Consider the following 19,385-nt stretch of genomic DNA (forward strand, 5'->3'; position numbering starts at 1 on the left):
CACGGCAGCGCAACACTCGGGCGGCACGCGTTCCGCTTTGGTATGGAGATCGTTATAAGGCTTTTAACCGACAAGGGCGGGTCCGCGACGCGGACCCGCCCTTGCTCGACCGGAAGTGCGTCAGCCGACGACGACCAGCCCGTGGTCGGTGTTGTTCATCGACACATGACCGTCCTCGGTGCACACGACGATGTCCTCGATGCGCGCGCCGTGCGCGCCCGGGTAGATGCCCGGCTCGACCGAGAACGCCATGCCCGGCTCCAGCGGCTCGGTGTTGCCCGCCACGATGTACGGCTCCTCGTGCGTCTCCAGGCCGATGCCGTGCCCGGTGCGGTGCACGAAGTACTCGCCGTACCCGGCGGCGGCGATCCGGTCGCGCGCCGCGGCGTCCACGGCCTCGGGCGTCACGCCCGGACGGACCGCCTCGCACGCCGCGCGCTGCGCCTCCTCCAGCACCCCGTAGTACGCGCGGAACTCCGCGGGCGCCTCGCCGATGCAGTACACCCGCGTCGAGTCGGAGCAGTACCCGCTCGGCATCTGCCCGCCGATGTCCACCACGACCGGCTCCCCCGCCGAGATGACCCGGTCGGACAGCTCGGCGTGCGGGTTCGCGCCGTTCGGGCCGGACCCGACGATGATGAAGTCGACCGTCGCGTGCCCCTCCGCCAGGATCGCGTCGTGGATGTCGCGGCCGACCTCCCGCTCGGTGCGTCCCGGCCGCAGGAACTCCGGCACCCTGCGGTGGACGCGGTCGATCGCCTCGCCCGCCTCGCGCAGCGCGGCGATCTCGGCGGCGCTCTTGCGCATCCGCAGCTCGCGCAGGACCGTTCCGGCGAGGACCTGCTCCACGCCCGGCATCGCCTCGCGGAACCGCAGCGTCATCATCGCCCACATCCGGTCCGCCAGCCCGACCCTGCCGCCGGACGCGCCGAGCCGCCGCGCGACCAGCGCGTACGGGTCGTCGGTCTCGTCCCACGGCACCAGCTCCACGCCGAGGTCCCCCGCCGGGGACTCCTGCGCGGCGGGCAGCTCGAGCCGCGGCACCACCAGGAAGGGCTCGCCCTGCGCCGGCACCGCCAGGCAGGTGAGCCGCTCCAGCGGCAGGGCGTCGTAGCCGCTCACGTACCGCAGGTCCGGCCCGGGCGTCAGCAGCAGCGCCGCCAGGCCCGCCTTGGCGGTCGCCTCCTGCACCGCCCCGACACGCTCGCGCGGATACAACGCCCTTGTCACATCCGTGTTCATGCTGGTAGCGGGCTCTCGTGCGCGCGCGATGGCGGCACGTAAAACCCGCTTCCTCCCTCCCGCTAAACCGGCCCCTGTTACATTCTGTACATGCTCCGACACAGGCATGCCTTGTCCGGATACCGCTCCAGGATCGCAGGGATCCCGGCGCGCCGTCCCGCCGGGCTGCCCTCGCCGCACCCGCGCCGCGGGGCCTGACCGCGACGGGAGACCCGGTGACGCCCGAACCTCGACGCGCGGACCCACCCGAGCCGCCCCGCCCCACCCCACCCGCGCCAACCGCGCCCGCCGCAGCCGCGTCCACCCGACCCGCGCCCGCCCCACCCGCGCCTGCAACAAACGCGCTCGAAACGAACACACCTGAACCTCTCGCCTCGCAAGCGAACCCACTCGACCCCGCCACGCCGCAAACGAACACGTCCGAGCGCCTCCCACTCCACGCGAACACAGGCGAGCCCGCCCCACTCAAGCCGAACACAACCGAACCCGCCACACCCGAAACGAACGGGCACGAGCTCGACGCGTCCGAAACGGACGTGCACGAGCCTGACGCGCTCGATACGAACACGACCGAACTCGCTCCGACCGATACGGACGTGAGCGAGCCTGCCCCATCCCGAGCGAACGGGATCGGACCGACCGCGGTGGAAACGAACACCTTCGAACCCACCCCGCTGCGAACGAACGCACACGAGCCGACCGTGGCCGTAACGGCCACGAACGAAGTCGCTACGTCCGAGGCGAACGGGTGTGCGCCCCAAGCGCTCAACGCCAACGAGCGTGCCTCGCACGAAGCGAACGCGGACGAAGCTGCTGTGGCCGAAGCGAACACGTATGAGCCCGGCGTGCTCGATGCCAGCACACACGAACTTCCCGTGGTCGAAACGAACTCCAACGAGCCTGGGGCGCTCGATGCGAACACGAACGCGCTTACAACAGCCGAAACGAGCGAGCGCGGACCTGTTCCGATCAAAACGAGCACGGACGTGCCTGCCGTGCCCGAAGCGAACACGTTCGAACGCGATGAGGCTGAGACGAATAGGCGCGAACCCACCGCGGTTGGCACGAACGAGCGCGAGCCCGCCGCGGACGGAACGAACGTGCGCGGGCCTGCCGTGGCTGGAACGAACGTGCAGGAGCTCGGCGCCTCCGATGCGGACGTGTGCCACGCGGACCTGGACGTCCCCGCCGGGGCCGAAGCGCACGTTTCCGAAGTTGCTGTGACCGAGAACGGCGGGAGTCGGTTGGCCGGGAGTGGGGCGTCCGGGGATTTCGAGTTTCGGGCGGGGGTGTTCGGGCCGGTGTCCGAGATGGATGGGGCTGATTTGAGGGGGTTCGCAGAAGTGGCGGGAGAGGGTGGGGTGTCGGGGGCGGAGCTCATCGTCGTCGTCGAGCGGTTGCGGGCGGAGTTGGATGCGCAACGGCGCGAGCAGCGGGCTCGGACGGTCATCGAGCAAGCGAAGGGGCTGTTGGCGGAGCGGCTCGGTTGCGGGGTGGAGGTCGCCTACGAGCGGTTGCTGCGGTTGGCGGCCGAAAGCGGAGTCGAGCCGCCGGTGGCCGCCGCGTTGCTGCTCGGCACGGATGTTGACATGCCCACCGAGGAACCGGACCGTCCGGCGGCGGCGGTCTTCGACCCAGTGACTTACCTCGCGCGGCCCGCTGAGGGACCGGTCCTCGCGGACGACCAGGCGGCTACAGCCATGGCACCCGCGCCGCGCCAGCCGGACATCACATCCGGCCAGGCCACCGTGCCGCGCCAACCGGGCGCCACGTTCGGACCAGACGCCGCCTCCCAGCAGCACGCCGTTTCACACCAGGACGCCCCCTCCGAGCCAGGTGCCGCGCTCGGGCCAAATGCCACGCGCGGGCCGGACCCCGTGCCGCGCCGTCCGAGCGCCGCCTCCCGACCCGACGCCACCTCCGAGCCATATGCGTCCGGGCCGGACGTGCCCGGGGTAGATGCCGCGCTCGGCCCGGACGAGTTCGGGCCGGACACCATCTCTGGGCCGGACGCCGTGTCCGGGCCAGATGTCGTGTCCCGGGTGGACTTCGCGGCACGAACGGATACCGGGCCTTGGATGGACGGCGGCCGCCGTGAGGACGCCGAGCCTCGGACGGATCCCGGCGCACAGACAGATGCCGGAGCACGGACGGACGCCGCGCCCAGGACGAGCGCCGGGACACGGACGGAGGGCGCGTCCGGGACGGGCACCGAAGCTGGGACGGATGCCGGGGAGCCGGCGGACGCCGCGGCCCAAACGAGCGCTCGGGCCCGGACGGAGACCGCGCCCGGAACGGGCGCTAGCGCTCGGGCGGACGCCAAGACGCGGGCGGGCGCTGGGGCTCGGGCGGACGCTGGGGCACGGACGGAGGCCGCGGCTCGGGCGGACACTGGGGCTCGGGCGGACGCCGTGGCTCGGGCGGACGCTGGGGCACGGACGGAGGCCGCGGCTCGGGCGGACACTGGGGCTCGGGCGGACGCCGTGGCTCGGGCGGACGCTGGGGCGCGGGCGGACGCCGGGGAGCCGGCGGGCGCCGAGGTTGGGGCGGGCGCTGCGGGCGGGACGGGCGCTGGGGTTGGGACGGATGGCGGGGCGCGGGCGGGGGCCGCGGACGGAGTGGGCGATGGAGTTCGGGCGGATCGTGCGGACGGGGTTGGGGGTGGTGAAGGGACGGAGGATCGGGCGGCTGCTGCGGAGTTGTTGCCGGCGCCGCTGGCGGCGGCGCGGCATCTGGCGGCGGCGGCGTTCGCGGAGGCGCGCACCGGGGACGAGCTGGCGCGGCGGCTGGCCGAGGAGGCGCTCGGCTGGCTGGGCGCTGAAGCGGCGCTGCTCACCTGCCTGGAGCCGGACGGCGCGTTGCGCGTGGCCGGGGCGCACGACCTGCCGCCGCACGTGGTGAGCGAGTGGGCGCGGATCCCGCCGCACGGCAATGTCGGCCTGGTGCGGGCCGTCCGCGGCGGGGTGCCGTTGTGGGCGGCCGATCCGGCGCTGATCGCGCTGGTCGGTGCGGCGGCGCACCTGCCCGGTCCGCATTCGTGTCTGCCGCTGTCGGTGGGCGGACGCGTCGTCGGCGCGGCCGAGGTCGCCTGGACGCCGGGGACAGCCCTGGACGACGGCGCGCGCCGGTACGTCCGGTCGGTGCTGGCGGCGTGCGCGCGGCGGCTGGCCGAGCTGGCGCCGCAGTCGGGTGCCGCGGCCGCGGCGCCGTGGCTGCGGGCGGTGCTGGACGCGATCCAGACGCCGTCCGCGCTGATGTCGCCGGTGCGGGACGGGTCCGGCCGGGTGGTGGACTTCCAGGTGGACGCGGTGAACTCGGAGGCGACCGACCTGCCCGGCCGCCGTCCGGCGGAGATCGTCGGGTCGCGGTTGCTGGAGACGTATCCGGGACTGGCCGTGGCAGGGCTTTTCGCCGACTATGTCCGGGTTCTGGAGAGCGGGGTGCCGCTGCGCGTCGGGCCGCGTCCGTACACGGCGTTGAACGGCGGCGGACGGCGGGTGCCGACGACGCTGACGGTGCGGGCGTGCCGGGTCGGCGGCGGGGTGCTGGCGTCCTGGCAGTTCCACGGCGACTCGACCGATCTGGTCGGGCAGCTCGCGCAGGCGCAGCGGCTGGGCAACCTCGGCTGGTCGCGGTGGGACCTGACGACCGGCGAGGTGACCTGGTCGGACCAGCTGTACACGATCTTCGGACGGTCCCGGACGGCCGGTCCGCTGCCGCCCGCGCGGCTCGCCGAGTACGTCGTCCCGGAGGACCTGCCGCGCGCCGAGCATCTGATGCGCACGCTGCTGGGCCGCCGCGAACCCGCCGACGTGGAGCTGCGGGTGCGGGTCGGCGCGGACGTCCGGCACCTGCGGGTGATGGCCGAGCCGCTGCTGGACCCGCTCGGCGGCCCGGTCGCGCTGCACACGGTCTTCCAGGACGTGTCGCAGCGCCGCCGCTCGGACGAGATGCTCGCGGCGACGCGGCAGCAGTTGCAGCGCGAGCGGCAGCGGATCGCCGAAGAGCGGCACATCGCGGTCGAGTTGCAGCGGGCGATCCTGCCGCTGCCGCGCGGCCCGCGCACGCTGCCGGGCCTGCGGGTGGCCGTCCGGTACCTGCCCGCGCAGTCGCAGACGCGGGTCGGCGGCGACTGGTACGAGGCGACGGCGCTGTCGGACGAGGAGGTGTTCCTCGCGGTCGGGGACGTGTCGGGGCACGGGCTGGCTGCCGCCGCGGCGATGGCGCGGCTGCGGAACGCGCTGTCCGGGCTGGCCTGCACCGGAGCCCCGCCGGACGAGCTGCTGACCTGGCTGAACCGGCTGGTGATGCACCGCCGCCGGTCGCTGACGGCGAGCGTGATCGCGGGCCGGTTCCGGCCGGAGACGCGGGAGCTGGAGTGGGCGCGGGCCGGGCATCCGCCGCCGGTGCTGCTGCGCGGCGGCAACGCCGAGCTGCTGGACGGCCCGGACGGCGTGCTGCTCGGCGCGCTGGAGGATCCGCCGCTGGAGCTGGCGACGCTGAAGCTTGAGCGCGGCGACCTGCTGCTCTTCTACACCGACGGGCTGGTGGAGCGCCGCGACCGGGACCTGTCGGAGGGGTTCGCCCTGCTGCGGGACGCCGTCGCGGAGCGTCCGGACGCGGGCCCGGACGAGCTGATCGAGCACGTCCTGACGGCGCTCGGCGCGGCCAACCCGAACGACGACACCTGCGTGCTCGCGATGCGGGTCACCTGAACCGTCCGACCGGCGTGGCACGATGGCGGGCATGAGCGGGCTGATGCTGCTGGACACACCGTCGTTGTACTTCCGCGCCTTCTTCGGCGTGCCGGAGAGCGTGAAGGCGCCGGACGGCACCCCCGTGAACGCGGTGCGCGGCCTCATCGACATGATCGCCACGCTCGTCCGGGACCGGTCGCCCGAGCGGCTGGTGTGCACGTTCGATGCCGACTGGCGGCCGGAGTTCCGGGTCGCGGCGCTGCCGTCCTACAAGGCGCACCGCGTGTCCGAGGACGGCGGCGACCAGGTGCCGGACGCGCTGTCCGCGCAGCTTCCGATCATCGACGCGGTGCTCGACGCGGTCGGGCTGGCGCGCGCCGGGGTGCCCGGCTACGAGGCGGACGACGTGATCGGCACGCTGGCCGTGCGCGGCGCGAAGGACGGCCCGGTCGACATCGTCACCGGCGACCGCGACCTGTTCCAGCTCGTGGACGACCGCGCGCCGGTCGAGGTGCTGTACACCGCGCGCGGCATCCGCAACCTCCAGGTGATGGACGAGGCGGCGGTGGCGGCGAAGTACGGCATCCCGGGCCGCGGCTACGGCGAGTACGCGACCCTGCGCGGCGACCCGAGCGACGGGCTGCCGGGCGTGCCGGGCGTCGGCGACAAGACGGCCGCCGCGCTGGTCACCCGGTTCGGTTCGGTGGACGGCATCCTCGCCGCGCTCGACTCCGGCTCCGAGGAGGGCTTCCCGGCCGGATCGCGGCGCAGGCTGGAGGCCGCGCGCGAGTACCTGGCCGCCGCGCCGGCGGTGGTTCGGGTCGTCACCGACATCGACTCGCCCGTCCTGACGAAGCTGGACGACCGCCTGCCCGCGGCGGCGCGCGACCCCGAAGCGCTGCTGGAGCTCTCGGACACCTGGAACCTGGCGAGCCCGGTGAACCGCCTCCTCAACGCGCTGGCCGCGTCCTGACGCAAGCCCGGCCCCGCCCCCGGGCCGGACACGCAGGCGACCGAAGACGCCCTCCGAGCGCGCCCGCCCGCAGACCGGACGCGCCGACCGCCGCCCCGCCACCGCAGACCGGACGCGCTGGCCGCTGTCCCCTGACGGCGGACCGGAGGCACTGACCGGCGCCCGCTAATCGCCAACCGAACGCGCCGACCGCCGCCCCGCTAACCGGAACCTGACGCGCTGGCCGCTGTCTCCTGACGGCAGCGGATGCGCTGACCGGCGCTCGGCAACCGCGGACCGGGCGCGCTGACCGGCGCCCGCTAATCGCCGACCGAACGCGCCGACGGCAGACCGGGCGTGCCGACCGAGAAGGCCGGTGCGCCCGGTCCGTCGTTTCCGGTCCGCGAGCGCCGCCAAAGCGACGGCGGCGACCGTGTGACCCGGTTGACAGAATCGTCAAAATGGCAGCGCCGCCGTGTCATGGCCACGTGATCCACATCACATCTGGACGCGCCTTGCGAGCTACGCGATCATGGGTTTCCATAACGACTGGTCACTGTGATCGCTGTTCAGGGAGGGAGGTCGGCGCGGACCAGTGCTCCCTCCGCCACGCTCGCCCCCGAGAGAATCGGCCCTTTACTCCCTGACCGCTCGCTCCCCCCGGTGACAGTTGAAAATGCAGCAGTTCTCTCTGAAACGCGATGTCAACATTCTGCGCTGGCCCGCCGAGTCGGATCGGCGCGAACTGTGCCGGGCGCACGGGCTGCTGCGGCTGCTCGTCGTCGAGCGCGACCACGAACCGCCGATCTGCGCCGACATCCGGGAGGACTGGATCCGGATGCCCGCCACGAACCGGGACTTCCAGGCCCGGATCGCGGCGCTGCGGGCGCGCGGCGGGTCCGGGACGCGTCCGCAGCTCGACCAGGACGGCATCCTGCGGCACGGCCGCCGCAGCGTGGCGGTGTCCCCCAGCGAAGCGCGCCTGCTGCAACTGCTGATCAAACGCTTCGGCCGCATCGCGGCACGCGAGGAGCTGCGCGCGTACCTGTCGGAGGACGGCCGCGAAGCCAGCCGCAACGCCCTCGACCTGCACATCAAGCGCATCCGGCGACGTCTGCGCCCCCTGGGCCTCACCATCCGCACCGCCTGGGGACGCGGCTACGTCCTGGACGTGGACGACCGCGACCCCGCCCACTGACCTCCGCGCCGCACTCTCACTTCGTCCGGCCCGCTTCCTTCGCTCCATCCGGCCCGCGCCTTTCACCTCGTCCGGACTGGCGCCCTTCGCTCCGTCCCGGCTCGCGGAGTTCGTGGGGGGACGGTCGCGGAGACGGTGGGGAACGGCCTCGGAGAGGACGGGCCCGGACGAGGCGGTACGCTCCCACCTGTGCAGCGGTTCCTCCCCTACGTCCAGATATGACCGAACGAAGCGCGCCGACCGGAAGCGGCGGGCCGCGGCTCGAACTGACCGGCGTGACCAAGGTGTACGGCGACGGCACCGAGGCGCTCGCCGGGGTCGGCGTCGATGTCGGGGACGGGGAGCTGGTCGGGATCGTGGGGCCGTCCGGGTGCGGCAAGAGCACGCTGCTGCGGATCGCGGCCGGGCTCGACTCGCCGTCGTCCGGGACCGTCCGGAACACGGCCGGACGCGTCGGCTACGTCTTCCAGGACGCCGCGCTGCTGCCGTGGCGGAGCGTCCGCGCCAACGTCGAGCTGCTCATGGAGCTTCGCGGCGTCCCGCGCGCCGAGCGCCGGGAGCGGGCCGAGCGGGCACTGGACCTCGTCGGGCTGACCGCGTTCGCACGGCACCGTCCCGGCGCGCTGTCGGGCGGGATGCGGATGCGCGTGTCGCTCGCGCGCACGCTCGCCGACGACCCCGACGCGCTGCTGCTGGACGAGCCGTTCGGCGCCCTGGACGAGATCACCCGGGCCGGGCTCGGGGACGAGCTGGCCGCGCTGCTCGCCGCCCGGCCGCGGCCGGCGGTGCTGGTGACGCACTCGGTGGCCGAGGCGGTCTTCCTGTCGTCCACGGTGCTGGTGATGTCGGCGCGTCCGGGCCGCGTGGTCGCCCGCGTCGAGGTCCCGTTTCCGTACCCGCGCGAACGATCGCTGCGCGCGACCCCGGAGTTCGCCGAACTCGTCGCCGACGTGACCGGACGCCTGTACCGCGGCATGGCGGAGGCCGCCTGACATGCCGCTCCCCCAGGACGAACAGCCGGCTGCCAACGCGACCTCTTCTCGCGATCGCCCTGCCGTCAATTCTCCGAACGTCCCCGACGCGCCGTCCCGGAGCCAGCGTGGAGAGGGCCGAAAAGACCTTTCGGGCGCCGTGTCCCGAGAGCGGCGCGACGCGGGCGCTCATGACCGTGGCGGCGCGCTGTCGCCAGGCCGCGGTGATGCGGCTTCGCGGAGCCGGAGCCGGAGCGGGGGCCGGAGCGGGAGCGGGACGCGTCGTTGGGGGCGGGTTCTCGGGCGCGGGTGGGTGCCGCCGCTGGTCGTGTTCGTGGTGGCGATCGGCGCGTGGTACGGCGTGAGTGACCGGTTGCTCAGCCCGCAGCGGAGGTTCCTGTTGCCGCCGCCGAACGCAGTAGTCCGCATCGGGTTCCTCGACGGGACCAACCGCGCGGAGCTGTTCGCGGCGCTGGGCCGCACGGCGGAGGTCGCCGGGCTCGGGCTGCTGCTGGCGACGGTGATCGGGGTCGGGCTCGCCGTCCTGATGAGCCAGGCGCGCTGGATCGAGCGGTCGCTGTACCCGTACGCGGTGGTGCTGCAGACCGTCCCGGTGCTGGCGCTGGTGCCGCTGCTCGGGTTCTGGTTCGGGTTCGGCATGGCCAGCCGCGTGCTGGTGTGCGTGCTGGTCGCGGTCTTCCCGATCATCGCGAACACGCTGTTCGGGCTGCGCTCGACGGACGGGACGCTGGAGGACGTGTTCCGCCTCGCCCGCGCCGGACGGCTGCGGCGGCTGCTGAAGCTGCGGCTGCCCGCCGCCGTCCCGGCGATGCTGACCGAGCTGCGCGTCTCGGCCGGGCTGAGCGTGGTCGGGGCGGTCGTCGGCGACTACTTCTACCAGCAGGGGCAGCCGGGGCTCGGCATCCTCATCAACGTCTACCGGGCGCGGCTGGAGTCGGAGCGGATGTTCGCGGCCGTGCTGCTCGCGAGCCTGCTCGGGCTGGCCGTCTTCTGGATTTTCGGGCTGCTGGAGCACTGGGCGGCCCGCCTGCACGGCAGGAACGGGGACCGCCGGTGAGGACGGCGGAGGCCGAGGACGAACGAGGTGGGGGACATGCGAACTGAGCGACCGACGCGGCGGACGCGACGGCGGCGGCCGCTGACCGGGCCGGTCGCGGCGGGACTGGCGGCCGTGCTGCTGGCCGCGCTCGCGGCGTGCTCGGACGGCACCGACGGCGGCAGGGCGGTGAAGTCGCTGCCTTCGGCGACCGGACGGGACGACCTGCGCGGCGTGTGCCCGTCGACGATCACGCTCCAGATGAACTGGTATCCGCAGGCCGAGCACGGCGGGCTGTACCACCTGCTCGGGTCGTCGCCGAAGGTGGACGCGAACCGCAAGACGCTCACCGCGCCGCTCACGGTGGACGGACATGACGCGGGCGTGCGGTTCCAGATCCGGTCGGGCGGACCGGTCACGGGGTTCCAGCCGGTCTCGACGCTGATGGCGTCCGACCCGTCCCTCACGCTGGGCGTGGTCGCCACGGACGAGCAGGTCGCGCAGGCGGGGACGCAGCGCCTGCGCGCCGTCTTCGCGCCCATGGACGTCAACCCGCAGATCATCATGTGGTCGCCGCAGGCGCACCCGGAGTGGAAGACGATCGCCGACATCGGACGCAGCGGCGCGACCGTCCTGTACGCGAACGGCGTGCCGTTCATGGACTACCTGACCAGCACGGGCCAGCTGAAGAAGTCCCAGCTGGACGGCTCGTACGACGGTTCGCCCGCGCGGTTCGCGGCGTCCGGCGGCAAGATCGCCCAGCAGGGGTACGTCACCAACGAGCCGTACAGCTACGAGCACGAGGTGACGGCCTGGCGCAGACCCGTCGCGTTCCAGCTCATCAACGACACCGGGTACGCCGTGTACCCGGAAGCGGTCGCGATCCGGCCCGGCGACCAGACCAGGCTCGCGCCGTGCCTGAAGCGGCTGGTGCCGATCTTCCAGCGCGCGACGGCCGAGTACATGCACGACCCGGCCGCGACGAACAAGGTGATCGTGGACGCGGTCAGGCGGTTCAACACGACCGCCGCCTACACCGCCGAGCACGCGAAGTTCGCGCACGACCAACTGGTCAAGTACGGGATCGTCCGGGACGGCGCGAACGGCGTGCTCGGCTCGTTCGACCCGTCCCGCGTGGCGAAGGTGATCGGGCTGCTGCGCCCGATCCAGGCCCGCGCCGGCAAGCCCGTCCCGGCCGGACTGAACGCGAACGACCTGGTCACCAACGAATTCCTGGACCCGTCGATCCATCTGTCCTGAGATATTGCGGCCCCGGCGGCCGACCTCGCCCGGAGTGCTCGGCCCGGACAAACCGCCCCCGCGGACACGTCGGGCCGGGCGAAGCACGCCCGCGGACACGTCGGGCCGGGCGGAGCACGCCCACGGGCACGTCGAGGCGGGCGGGCCGCGCCTGCGGGCACGCCGGTACCGGACGGACCGCGTTCGCGGGCACATCGGGCTGGGCGGGGCGGTTTTTTCCTGAGCGATGCTCACCGCCCTGTACTTGCGCTCCCGGCCTCTCCCGCGCCGTGATCGTGCGGGAGGCGCCGGGAAGAGCTTGGCCAGACCGGCCGCGGGGGTCAGGGGGCCGCCTTCTCCGGACGGAGCGGACGCACCTCCCCCAGCGCCTTCACGAGGCGTTCCGGCAGGGGTGTGGTGCCCGAACCGTCCGCGGCGACCGTCACGTAGACCGCGCAGCCGGTCGCGATGACCTCGCCGTCCCGCCGGAAGGCGAAGTCGAGCGTGAAGCTCTTGCCGCCGATGCGCGAGGGGCTGATCAGCACCTCGGGACGGTCGGTGTAGCGGACCGACGCCTTCCAGTCGATCTCGGCGTGCGCCACGTGCGCGTAGGCGCCGAGCAGTTCGTGCCAGTCGGCGTGCGGCAGGCCGCGAGCCTCGAAGAAGCCGTCGACCGCCGCGTCGACGTAGCCCAGGTACCACATGTTGAACATGACGCCCTGGCCGTCGATCTCGTAGAAGCGCGGCACGAAGGTCTGCGCGTAGACCCCGTGCAGCGCGTCGGCCGATGGTGCGCCCGGCGTCTCGGCCGGCGCCGTGCCCGGCGTCTCGGCGGATGCGGACGCCGGGGGTTCGGTCTCTGTCATATCGGTTCGCCTCCCGATCGAACGTTCAATGGTGATCATGCCGACCGTATCGGACGGGTCTGACAGAGCGGAGGGTCTCGGATGCTCACCGTGGTGAGGTGATGTAGCGTTCGCATCGGTCGAAAACGGAAGGAGGACCGGTGGCTCCCACATCCGACCGGTCTTCGGACAACGCGCTCGAACTGGCCCGCGCCGGTGACGAGGCCTCGTTCCTGCTGCTGGTGGACACCTTCGGTGGCCGCCTGTCCCGGCTCGCCCGGGAGATCGTCGACTCCGCGCCGGGCCGCGCCGAGACGCTGGCGCGCGAGGCGCTGCTCGGCGTGGTGCGGGACGCTCCGCCGCCGGGCCGCCCGTCCGCCCGCCTGTGGCTGCTCCGCCTGGTGATCGAGGCGGCCCGGACGCGCTGGCCGCTGGAGGTGGCCGTCCGGCCGGAGGACGCCGCGGCGACGGAGGACGTCCCGCCCGTCCCGCTGGACGGCCCCGCACAGGACGTGCTGCGGGACGCGCTGTCGGCGCTGCCGCTGCGACATCGGCTTCCGGTGCTGCTCAGCGACGGCGAGGGCTGCACCGAAGCCGAGGCCGCGTGGCTGCTGGACATCACCCCGGAGGAGCAGCGGGTCCTGCTGCGCTGGGGACGCGCGTCGCTGCACCACGCTCTCCGGGCGCGCTACGGCTCGGTTCCGCCGCCGGGCGGGCCGCTCGGGCAACTGCGCGCGGACGGTATCTCCGAACGCTCGCGCAACCGCTTGCTGCTCGCGTTCCGCGGCTCCATCCGCGTCCCGTCCCGCTCCGCCGCCCCGGCCCCTCATCGCGCGCCGCTGACCTCCGTCCCCCGCCTCCCCAGCCGCTGACCACGTCCTCCGCCAACGGCTTCCGGACACTGCCGCGTTCAGCGGCGGGCCGCTCGCTGCGCACCGGGTTCCCGCGCGCGGCCGTCAGACGGACGTTCATTGCGCGCTTTGGTGATCGTCCGCGCGGCGGTCGTTCGTGCGGCGGTCGTCCGTGCGGCGGTCGTCCGTGCGGCGGTGGTCGGCGTCGATCGGCGCCTTGCTGCGGGCGGTCGCGGGGAGGGCTCGGATGGCCAGGGCGGTCGCGAGTGCTCCGGCGGCCATGAGGGCGAGAGCGGTGGGGATCGCGGTCGTCCCCCACCGCTCGGCCGCGGCGCCGATGGCGCTCGGCAGGACGCCGCCGAGCATGGACGCCGCGATCACGTAGGACGTGACGCCGCCGACGCCCGGCATCTTCTCGGTCAGCCAGACCAGGCCGGTCGGGAACAGCGGCCCGACGCCGAGCCCGGCCAGGAAGTACCCGGCCGGCGCGACCGGTCCGACATGCGCCAGCAGCAGCCCGGCCAGCATGGCCACGAGGCAGGCGAGCAGGAGCCGCTGGGCGGTGAAGTGCCGCGCGACCGGGCTGATCGCGAACCGGACGCCGGTCATCGCCAGCCAGAACGTGGACGTCGCCATCGCCGCGGGGCCGTGCGTCCACCCGAGGCCGGTCAGGTGCGAGGTCTCCCAGCCGCCGATGCCCGACTCGACGCCGACGTGCAGCACGAAGGCCACCATGAACAGCGCGGTCAGGCGTCCGGCGGCGGCCCACCGCACCCCCTCGGACGGCACGTGGACCGGCCCGCCCGCCACGCCCTTCACGGTGCCGAGGACCGCGAGCGACAGCGCGGCGCAGGCAGCGAACGCCCACGGGTACATCCGTCCGGGCAGGGCGCCGACCAGCAGCGGCGCGAGGACGGCCCCGACGCCGAAGTTGCCGTGCAGAAGGTTCAGCATGCCGGTGCTGTTCCGTCCGCCGGTGCCGTAATACTCGATGAACAGCTCGTTCACGCCGACGTCGATCCAGCCGAACCCGACCCCGGCGACGAACGCCGCGACGAGCGCGGTGGGCCAGGTGGGGGCGAGCGCGAACCCGGAGCAGCCGACCGCGATCGTGGTCAGGGCCGTCCCGAGGAAGAGGCGGTTGCCGGCGCGGCGGAGGCGCGGGGTGCACAGCACGCCGAGCAGCCCGCCGACGAAGTGCACCGACAGCGCGAGCCCGACCGCCCCGGACGAGATGCCGAAGCGTTCGCGCATCGCCGGGGCCGCCGGACCGTACAGCGCCTGGAGCACCCCGATGACCGTGAACGACACGCACATGCCCGCGACGGCCGTCCGGTCCAGCCTGGTCGGCCCGAGGTCCCGCACCCGTCCGCCGAGGCCGCGCGTCCGGCCGCCGGAGTCGCGCGTCCGGCCATCGGAGCCGCGCGTCCGGCCTTCGAGGTCGCGCGTCCGGCCGCCAGAGTCGCGCGTCCGGCCGCCAGAGTCGCGGGTCCGAGCGGCGGAGTCGCGGGCTCGTCCGCGGGGGAACCCGGTCATCCGGCCTCGACCAGCGACGCGGGAAGCAGGAAGGCCAGGTCGGACCAGAGTTTCGCGGCGTTCTGGAACAGCAGCGCCCGGATGCCGACGGCCTCGGCGGCGTCCACGTTCTCCTGCCGGTCGTCGATGAACAGGACCCGGTCGGGCGTGGTGCCGAGAATCGCACACATCTCGTGGTAGATCCGCGGGTCGGGTTTGGCCAGCCGCAGGTCGGCGCTGAAGAGCCGGTGCGCGAACGCCCCCGACCAGCCCTCCCCGTCGATGAGCCGGGCCATCTCCACGGGTGCGTTCGACAGCAGCGCGAGGCGCGCGCCGCGCGTGGCCAGCATGTCGACGATCCGCAGTGTCTCCTCGTTCATGTCCAGCCAGGCGCCGAGGTCGAGCGCGACGAGCCGCTCGACGTCCGGCTCGCGGGAACCGCTTCCGAGCTGGGCGTACACGTCCCGCCAGTAGGCGGCGGCGTCCACCGCGCCGAGGTCGTAGTCCACGCGGCGCCGCCAGAAGGCGGGCCAGAACTCGGCGGGCCCGACGCCCGCCTCGGCCGCCAGCCGCGCCGCGGCGGCGGGGGACGGCGGTCCGCAGAGCACACCCGCGTAGTCGAAGACGATCCAGTCCACCGTGTCTCCCGCTCTCCACTCGCGTGTCGGAACTTGACTAACAAACACGTATCACGTTCGATTGAACATATGGAAGGTTTGAACCGGCATCTTGAGATCATCGAGCGGTTGCGGACGAGCGAGCACGTGACCGTGGCGGAGCTGGCCGCCGAGACCGGCTGCTCGGAGATGACGATCCGCCGCGACCTGGACCAGCTCGCCGATCAGGGCGTCCTGCGGCGGGTCCGGGGCGGCGCGGTGAGCCTGCTGCTGCGCGGTGAGAACCCTCCGTTCGCGCTGCGCGAGCACGAGGCCGTGGACGCCAAGCGCGCCATCGCCGAGAAGCTCGACGCGATGATCGCCGACGGCGAGTCGGTCATCCTCGACAGCGGCACGACGACGCTCGCCGTCGCGCGCGTCCTGGCGTCCCGCCGCGTCACCGCGGTCCCGCTGGACCTCTACTCGCTCAACGCGCTCAGCACCGCGCCGGACGTCCGGCTGCTCGTCCCCGGCGGCCAGATGATCCCCGGCACCTGGTGCCTGGCGGGCCACCTGACCGAGGCGTCCCTGGCGGCGCTGCGCGTGGACACCGCGGTCATCGCCGTCTGCGGGCTGTCCGCCGAGCACGGGCTGACCGCGCACGACCTGGCCGAGGTCCCGGTGAAGCGCGCCGCGCTCGCCGCCGCCCAGCGCAAGATCGCGGTGTGCGACGGCTCCAAGTTCGGCCGCACCGGCCTGGGCTTCGTCTGCCCCGTCACCGACCTGGACGCCGTGGTCACCGACGCCTCCGCCCCCCGCGACGAGCTGGACAGGCTGGAAGCCGCGGGCGTGGCCGTCATCCAGGTCTGAAACAACTCGGGGTCGCGGCGGTGCGCGTGCCGGGCGAACGCGCCGGGGGGAATCTCAACCGAGCGGGACGTGCTTCGTCCAAAGGATCAGGACGGCGAGCGCGATCGCGAGGGCGAACCCGGCCACCCGAGTGCGCGGCGAGTGGTTCAGGGCGAACGGAAGGACCGCGCCGAACAGCAGGACGCCCACCGCGACCGCGAGCCCGGACCCGCTGTCGGTCACGTCGTCGAGCAGCGTACGGCTGCCGTCCGCGAGCCAGGGCGCGGCAAGGAAGCCTGAAGCCGGCACACGAGCCCCGTGACGCGGCCCGCGCACGAGCGCACCGGACGCGCCGTAGAGCGCCCCGGCGACCAGCCCGACCGCCGTGTGGACGGAAAGGTCCGTGGAGACCGTTCCCAGCGCGACCGATTCGATCGTGTAGTACCCGGCGACGAGGCCGAGCTGGGTGATGGCTCCGGCGACGGCCGCCGCGCGCCAGCGTCCCGCGAAGGCCGCCCCGGCGAGCGCCGCGGCCACGCCCCAAGGGGCCACGCCGTGCCAGAAGCCCAGCCAGGGCGGAGCGTCGTCCAGGCGTTTCATCCCGAAGGTGAAGACGCCGGCGGCCATTCCCACGAGCGCGGCGGCCAGGAAGGCCGGGGCCGTCCGGCGGCGCGCGGAACGGGCACGGTCGTCGCCTTCGGTGGCCGGGTCGCACGCGAGCATGGCCGCCAGCGTAGGAGCGTCCGCGATCACCGGACGTCACCCCGCAGGATGATCGAGAAGCCCGCGCCCCCACTCCCGGGGACTACGAGCGCCCCGTTGGCCCGGACGGCCGCGACGCGATAGTAAGGAGCGTCCCTGCCCCGTCACGAAAGCGGTCCTGTGACCATGGAAGAACCGGTCGTCATCGACGGCGGCGACAAGGCCTGCGTGCGGCTCCTGCTCGAACTGCGCGCCCACCTGGCCGACCTGCCGCCGGGCACGCTGGTGCACCTGCTGGCGTCCGACCCGGCCGCGCCGATCGACCTCCCCGCCTGGTGCCACCTGACCGGCCACCACTACCTGGGGCCCCTCCCCCGGGACGGCGCCTACGCGCTGCGAGTCGCCGCCGACGCGCGTCCGACCAGGGCGGACTCGCCGTGGCGTCCGGCCTCGGCGGAAAACTGACCGCGCGCGGAACCCGGGACCGCCCTGTCGCGTCACAGATCCCGTCCCGATCCCCCGATCGCCTTCCGGAGAAAGCGTTGTCCTCTCGCCTGCTCGTCGCCCCCATCGCCCTCGCCACGGCCGTCGCGGTCGCGGGATGCGGAACCCATGTCGGACGCCGCCACCACACCACCTACCGGCGCGCCTCCCACACGGTCACGGTGCCGAACGTCGTGGGGATGAACCACCAGAAGGCCCAGAACCTCCTGCAGTCCACCGGCCTGCGCAACCTCGCCGAACGCGACGCCACCGGCCGCGGCCGAAAGCTCCTGTTCGACCGGAACTGGGTCGTCGTCCGCCAGTCCCCCATGGCCGGCACCCGCGTCTCCACCTCCTCGACGATCACCCTGTACAGCAAGAAGTACACCGACTGACCCCGTCCTGACAGGCGGAGGGTCTCCCGGCGCCGCTGCGGCGTGGCACCGCGAACGGCGCCGGGGACGGTGCCGGGAAGGCGCTCGTCAGACCAGGACGGAGCCTCCGTCGAGCATCAGGACGGTGCCGGTCGCGTGCCGCTGCGTCATGTAGAACAGGTAGGCGTCCGCGATGTCCTCGACCTCGCCGACGCGCTTCAGCGGGGCCGCAGCGGCGGTGGCCTCGTAGAGCTGCTCGCGCGCCTCGCCGGGCAGCGGCGCCCACAGGTTCGACCGCACGACGCCGGGCATCACCGCGTTCACCCGGATCGGCGCGAGCTCGACGGCGAGCGCCCGCGTCAGCCCCTCCATCGCCGTGCAGAGGCTGGAGGTCACCGCCGTCCCCGGCATGGGACGCGCGCCGGCCGTCCCCGACGTCAGCGTGATCGACCCGCCGGCGCGCAGCTTCGGCACGGCCGCCTGGACGGCCGCGAGCGCGCCGAAGTAGCGCACGGCGAAGAAGTCGCGGGCCGCCGCGAGGTCGATCTCGGCCACCGGCGCGAGCAGGAGCGGGTCGCCCGCCGTGTACACCAGGTGGTCGATCTCGCCGAGCCGGTCGAACAGCTCCCGCACGTTGGCCGCGTCCGTCAGGTCGGCGACCTGGCCGTCCGCACCGGCGGGCAGCCGGTCCAGCGCCCGCTCGACGTTCTCCTTCCGGCTGGACGCCACGGTCACGGCCGCGCCCGCGCCGGCGGCGGCTTCCGCGACCGCGAGCCCGATCCCGGACGTCCCGCCGAGCACCGCGACGCGCTGGCCCACGAGGTCGTTAGAGGAGGTCATGCCGTTTCCTTCCGATCAGTGACCCCTCCACGATGCGGCCGGCGGACGGTCGGCGTCCAAGACCCTTCGCCGCCGCTGTAATACCCTCAGGGCATCATGGACGACGTCGACCTGCGCAAGCTGCGGTACTTCGTCGCGGTCGCCGAGCAGCTCCACTTCGGCCGGGCCGCGCAGAAGCTGCACATCGCCCAGCCCGTGCTGTCCCGGCAGATCCGGGCGCTGGAGGACGAGCTGAAGGTGACCCTGTTCGACCGGGACCGCCGCTCGACCTCCCTCACCCCCGCCGGACGGCAGCTGCTCGCCGACGCGCCGGCGCTGCTGTCGAACGCCGAGGCGCTGCGCCGCCGCGTCCGGCGCGCCGCGCGCGGCCCGCGCACCTTCACCATCGGGTTCATGCCCGGCCTGATCGTCACCGCCGCCGTGCGCGCCCTGACCGCGCGGCATCCCGAGCTGACCGTCGAACTCGTCCGGACGAGCTGGGACGACCAGGCCGACGTCGTCCGCGACGGCCGCGTGGACGTCAGCTACATCCGCCCGCCGGTGGACCAGACGGGCCTGACGATCCGTCCGCTGTTCGCCGAGCCGCGCGTCGCGGTCGTCCCGTCCGATCACCGGCTCGCGGGCAAGGGGAGCGTGGCCCTCGCCGATCTCGCGCACGAGCATCTGATCCAGGACCCGGACGCCGTGCCCGAATGGCGTGACATCGCCGTCGAGATGCGCGCGCGGACGCGTCCGCCGACGCCGGTCTTCCGCAGCGTCGAGGAGAAGCTCGAACACGTCGCCGCGGGTCACGGCCTGATCGTGCTGCCGCTGTCGGTCGCGACGTTCTACACGCGTCCGGACATCACCTACCTCGCCGTCGAGGACCTCGCGCCGTCACCGGTGCAGCTCGCCTGGGACTCCGCGCGCCGCAACCCGCTGCTCGCGGAGTTCGCCGAGATAGCGCTGTCGGCCTCATCCGGCTGAAGCCGCGC

The 19,385-nt window shown here is 73.5% G+C and carries 17 protein-coding genes and 1 pseudogene; 12 read left to right on the forward strand and 6 right to left on the reverse strand.

Going from position 1 to position 19,385, the window contains the following annotated elements; all coding sequences use genetic code 11:
• Nucleotides 1-120 precede the first annotated feature (120 nt).
• The gene (locus ACFPCY_RS09875) at nucleotides 121-1,242 is read right to left on the reverse strand and encodes a M24 family metallopeptidase (RefSeq protein ID WP_378253529.1); all 1,122 of its coding nucleotides are present in this window, start codon (nucleotides 1,240-1,242) and stop codon (nucleotides 121-123) included.
• Nucleotides 1,243-2,552: 1,310 nt separating this feature from the next.
• Here ACFPCY_RS09875 and ACFPCY_RS09880 point away from each other — a divergent pair.
• The 7 genes and pseudogenes from ACFPCY_RS09880 to ACFPCY_RS09910 all read left to right on the forward strand — a co-directional run.
• Nucleotides 2,553-2,795 (forward strand): annotated as a pseudogene (locus ACFPCY_RS09880) (ANTAR domain-containing protein); the annotation flags it as partial.
• 1,149 nt (nucleotides 2,796-3,944) lie between these two features.
• Nucleotides 3,945-5,957, forward strand: coding sequence for a GAF domain-containing SpoIIE family protein phosphatase (locus ACFPCY_RS09885; RefSeq protein WP_378253783.1), 2,013 nt, complete (start codon nucleotides 3,945-3,947; stop codon nucleotides 5,955-5,957).
• Between the two features lie 31 nt (nucleotides 5,958-5,988).
• Nucleotides 5,989-6,912: a 5'-3' exonuclease gene (locus ACFPCY_RS09890; protein WP_378253531.1), complete on the forward strand. Its 924-nt coding sequence runs from the start codon at nucleotides 5,989-5,991 to the stop codon at nucleotides 6,910-6,912.
• Nucleotides 6,913-7,567: 655 nt separating this feature from the next.
• Nucleotides 7,568-8,089 carry a helix-turn-helix domain-containing protein gene (locus ACFPCY_RS09895; RefSeq protein WP_378253534.1) on the forward strand — a complete coding sequence of 174 codons (522 nt, stop codon included), beginning with the start codon at nucleotides 7,568-7,570 and terminating at the stop codon, nucleotides 8,087-8,089.
• Between the two features lie 218 nt (nucleotides 8,090-8,307).
• The gene (locus ACFPCY_RS09900; protein ID WP_378253536.1) at nucleotides 8,308-9,081 is read left to right on the forward strand and encodes an ABC transporter ATP-binding protein; all 774 of its coding nucleotides are present in this window, start codon (nucleotides 8,308-8,310) and stop codon (nucleotides 9,079-9,081) included.
• A 292-nt stretch (nucleotides 9,082-9,373) separates the two neighbouring features.
• Nucleotides 9,374-10,138: an ABC transporter permease gene (locus tag ACFPCY_RS09905; RefSeq protein ID WP_378253538.1), complete on the forward strand. Its 765-nt coding sequence runs from the start codon at nucleotides 9,374-9,376 to the stop codon at nucleotides 10,136-10,138.
• A gap of 36 nt (nucleotides 10,139-10,174) precedes the next feature.
• The gene (locus ACFPCY_RS09910; RefSeq protein ID WP_378253540.1) at nucleotides 10,175-11,377 is read left to right on the forward strand and encodes a hypothetical protein; all 1,203 of its coding nucleotides are present in this window, start codon (nucleotides 10,175-10,177) and stop codon (nucleotides 11,375-11,377) included.
• Nucleotides 11,378-11,697: 320 nt separating this feature from the next.
• Here ACFPCY_RS09910 and ACFPCY_RS09915 read toward each other — a convergent pair whose 3' ends face one another.
• On the reverse strand, nucleotides 11,698-12,222 hold the full coding sequence (locus ACFPCY_RS09915) for an acyl-CoA thioesterase (RefSeq protein ID WP_378253542.1): 525 nt from the start codon (nucleotides 12,220-12,222) through the stop codon (nucleotides 11,698-11,700).
• A gap of 140 nt (nucleotides 12,223-12,362) precedes the next feature.
• Between ACFPCY_RS09915 and ACFPCY_RS09920 the strand changes: the two genes are divergently transcribed.
• On the forward strand, nucleotides 12,363-13,073 hold the full coding sequence (locus ACFPCY_RS09920; protein ID WP_378253544.1) for an RNA polymerase sigma factor: 711 nt from the start codon (nucleotides 12,363-12,365) through the stop codon (nucleotides 13,071-13,073).
• 96 nt (nucleotides 13,074-13,169) lie between these two features.
• Here ACFPCY_RS09920 and ACFPCY_RS09925 read toward each other — a convergent pair whose 3' ends face one another.
• Both ACFPCY_RS09925 and ACFPCY_RS09930 read right to left on the reverse strand, forming a co-directional pair.
• Nucleotides 13,170-14,588, reverse strand: a complete 1,419-nt coding sequence (locus ACFPCY_RS09925) for an MFS transporter (protein WP_378253546.1) — start codon at nucleotides 14,586-14,588, stop codon at nucleotides 13,170-13,172.
• Nucleotides 14,585-15,205, reverse strand: a complete 621-nt coding sequence (locus ACFPCY_RS09930; RefSeq protein ID WP_378253548.1) for an HAD family hydrolase — start codon at nucleotides 15,203-15,205, stop codon at nucleotides 14,585-14,587. The genes ACFPCY_RS09925 and ACFPCY_RS09930 overlap by 4 nt, the downstream gene beginning before the upstream one ends.
• A 69-nt stretch (nucleotides 15,206-15,274) precedes the next feature.
• On the opposite strand from ACFPCY_RS09930, the gene ACFPCY_RS09935 reads away from it, so the two are divergent.
• Nucleotides 15,275-16,033, forward strand: a complete 759-nt coding sequence (locus ACFPCY_RS09935; protein WP_378253550.1) for a DeoR/GlpR family DNA-binding transcription regulator — start codon at nucleotides 15,275-15,277, stop codon at nucleotides 16,031-16,033.
• A 54-nt stretch (nucleotides 16,034-16,087) separates the two neighbouring features.
• Here ACFPCY_RS09935 and ACFPCY_RS09940 read toward each other — a convergent pair whose 3' ends face one another.
• Nucleotides 16,088-16,735, reverse strand: a complete 648-nt coding sequence (locus tag ACFPCY_RS09940) for a DUF6518 family protein (protein WP_378253552.1) — start codon at nucleotides 16,733-16,735, stop codon at nucleotides 16,088-16,090.
• A 165-nt stretch (nucleotides 16,736-16,900) separates the two neighbouring features.
• Between ACFPCY_RS09940 and ACFPCY_RS09945 the strand changes: the two genes are divergently transcribed.
• Both ACFPCY_RS09945 and ACFPCY_RS09950 read left to right on the forward strand, forming a co-directional pair.
• Entirely contained in the window at nucleotides 16,901-17,179 is a 279-nt protein-coding gene (locus ACFPCY_RS09945; RefSeq protein ID WP_378253554.1) for a sulfurtransferase TusA family protein, read from the forward strand.
• Nucleotides 17,180-17,256: 77 nt separating this feature from the next.
• Entirely contained in the window at nucleotides 17,257-17,592 is a 336-nt protein-coding gene (locus ACFPCY_RS09950; RefSeq protein ID WP_378253555.1) for a PASTA domain-containing protein, read from the forward strand.
• 87 nt (nucleotides 17,593-17,679) lie between these two features.
• On the opposite strand, the gene ACFPCY_RS09955 is transcribed toward ACFPCY_RS09950, so the two are convergent.
• Nucleotides 17,680-18,411, reverse strand: coding sequence for an SDR family oxidoreductase (locus tag ACFPCY_RS09955; protein ID WP_378253557.1), 732 nt, complete (start codon nucleotides 18,409-18,411; stop codon nucleotides 17,680-17,682).
• Between the two features lie 96 nt (nucleotides 18,412-18,507).
• Between ACFPCY_RS09955 and ACFPCY_RS09960 the strand changes: the two genes are divergently transcribed.
• On the forward strand, nucleotides 18,508-19,377 hold the full coding sequence (locus ACFPCY_RS09960; protein ID WP_378253559.1) for a LysR family transcriptional regulator: 870 nt from the start codon (nucleotides 18,508-18,510) through the stop codon (nucleotides 19,375-19,377).
• Nucleotides 19,378-19,385: the final 8 nt, after the last annotated feature.

It is taken from the genome of Actinomadura gamaensis, from assembly GCF_042652125.1.
GTDB lineage: Bacteria > Actinomycetota > Actinomycetes > Streptosporangiales > Streptosporangiaceae > Spirillospora > Spirillospora gamaensis.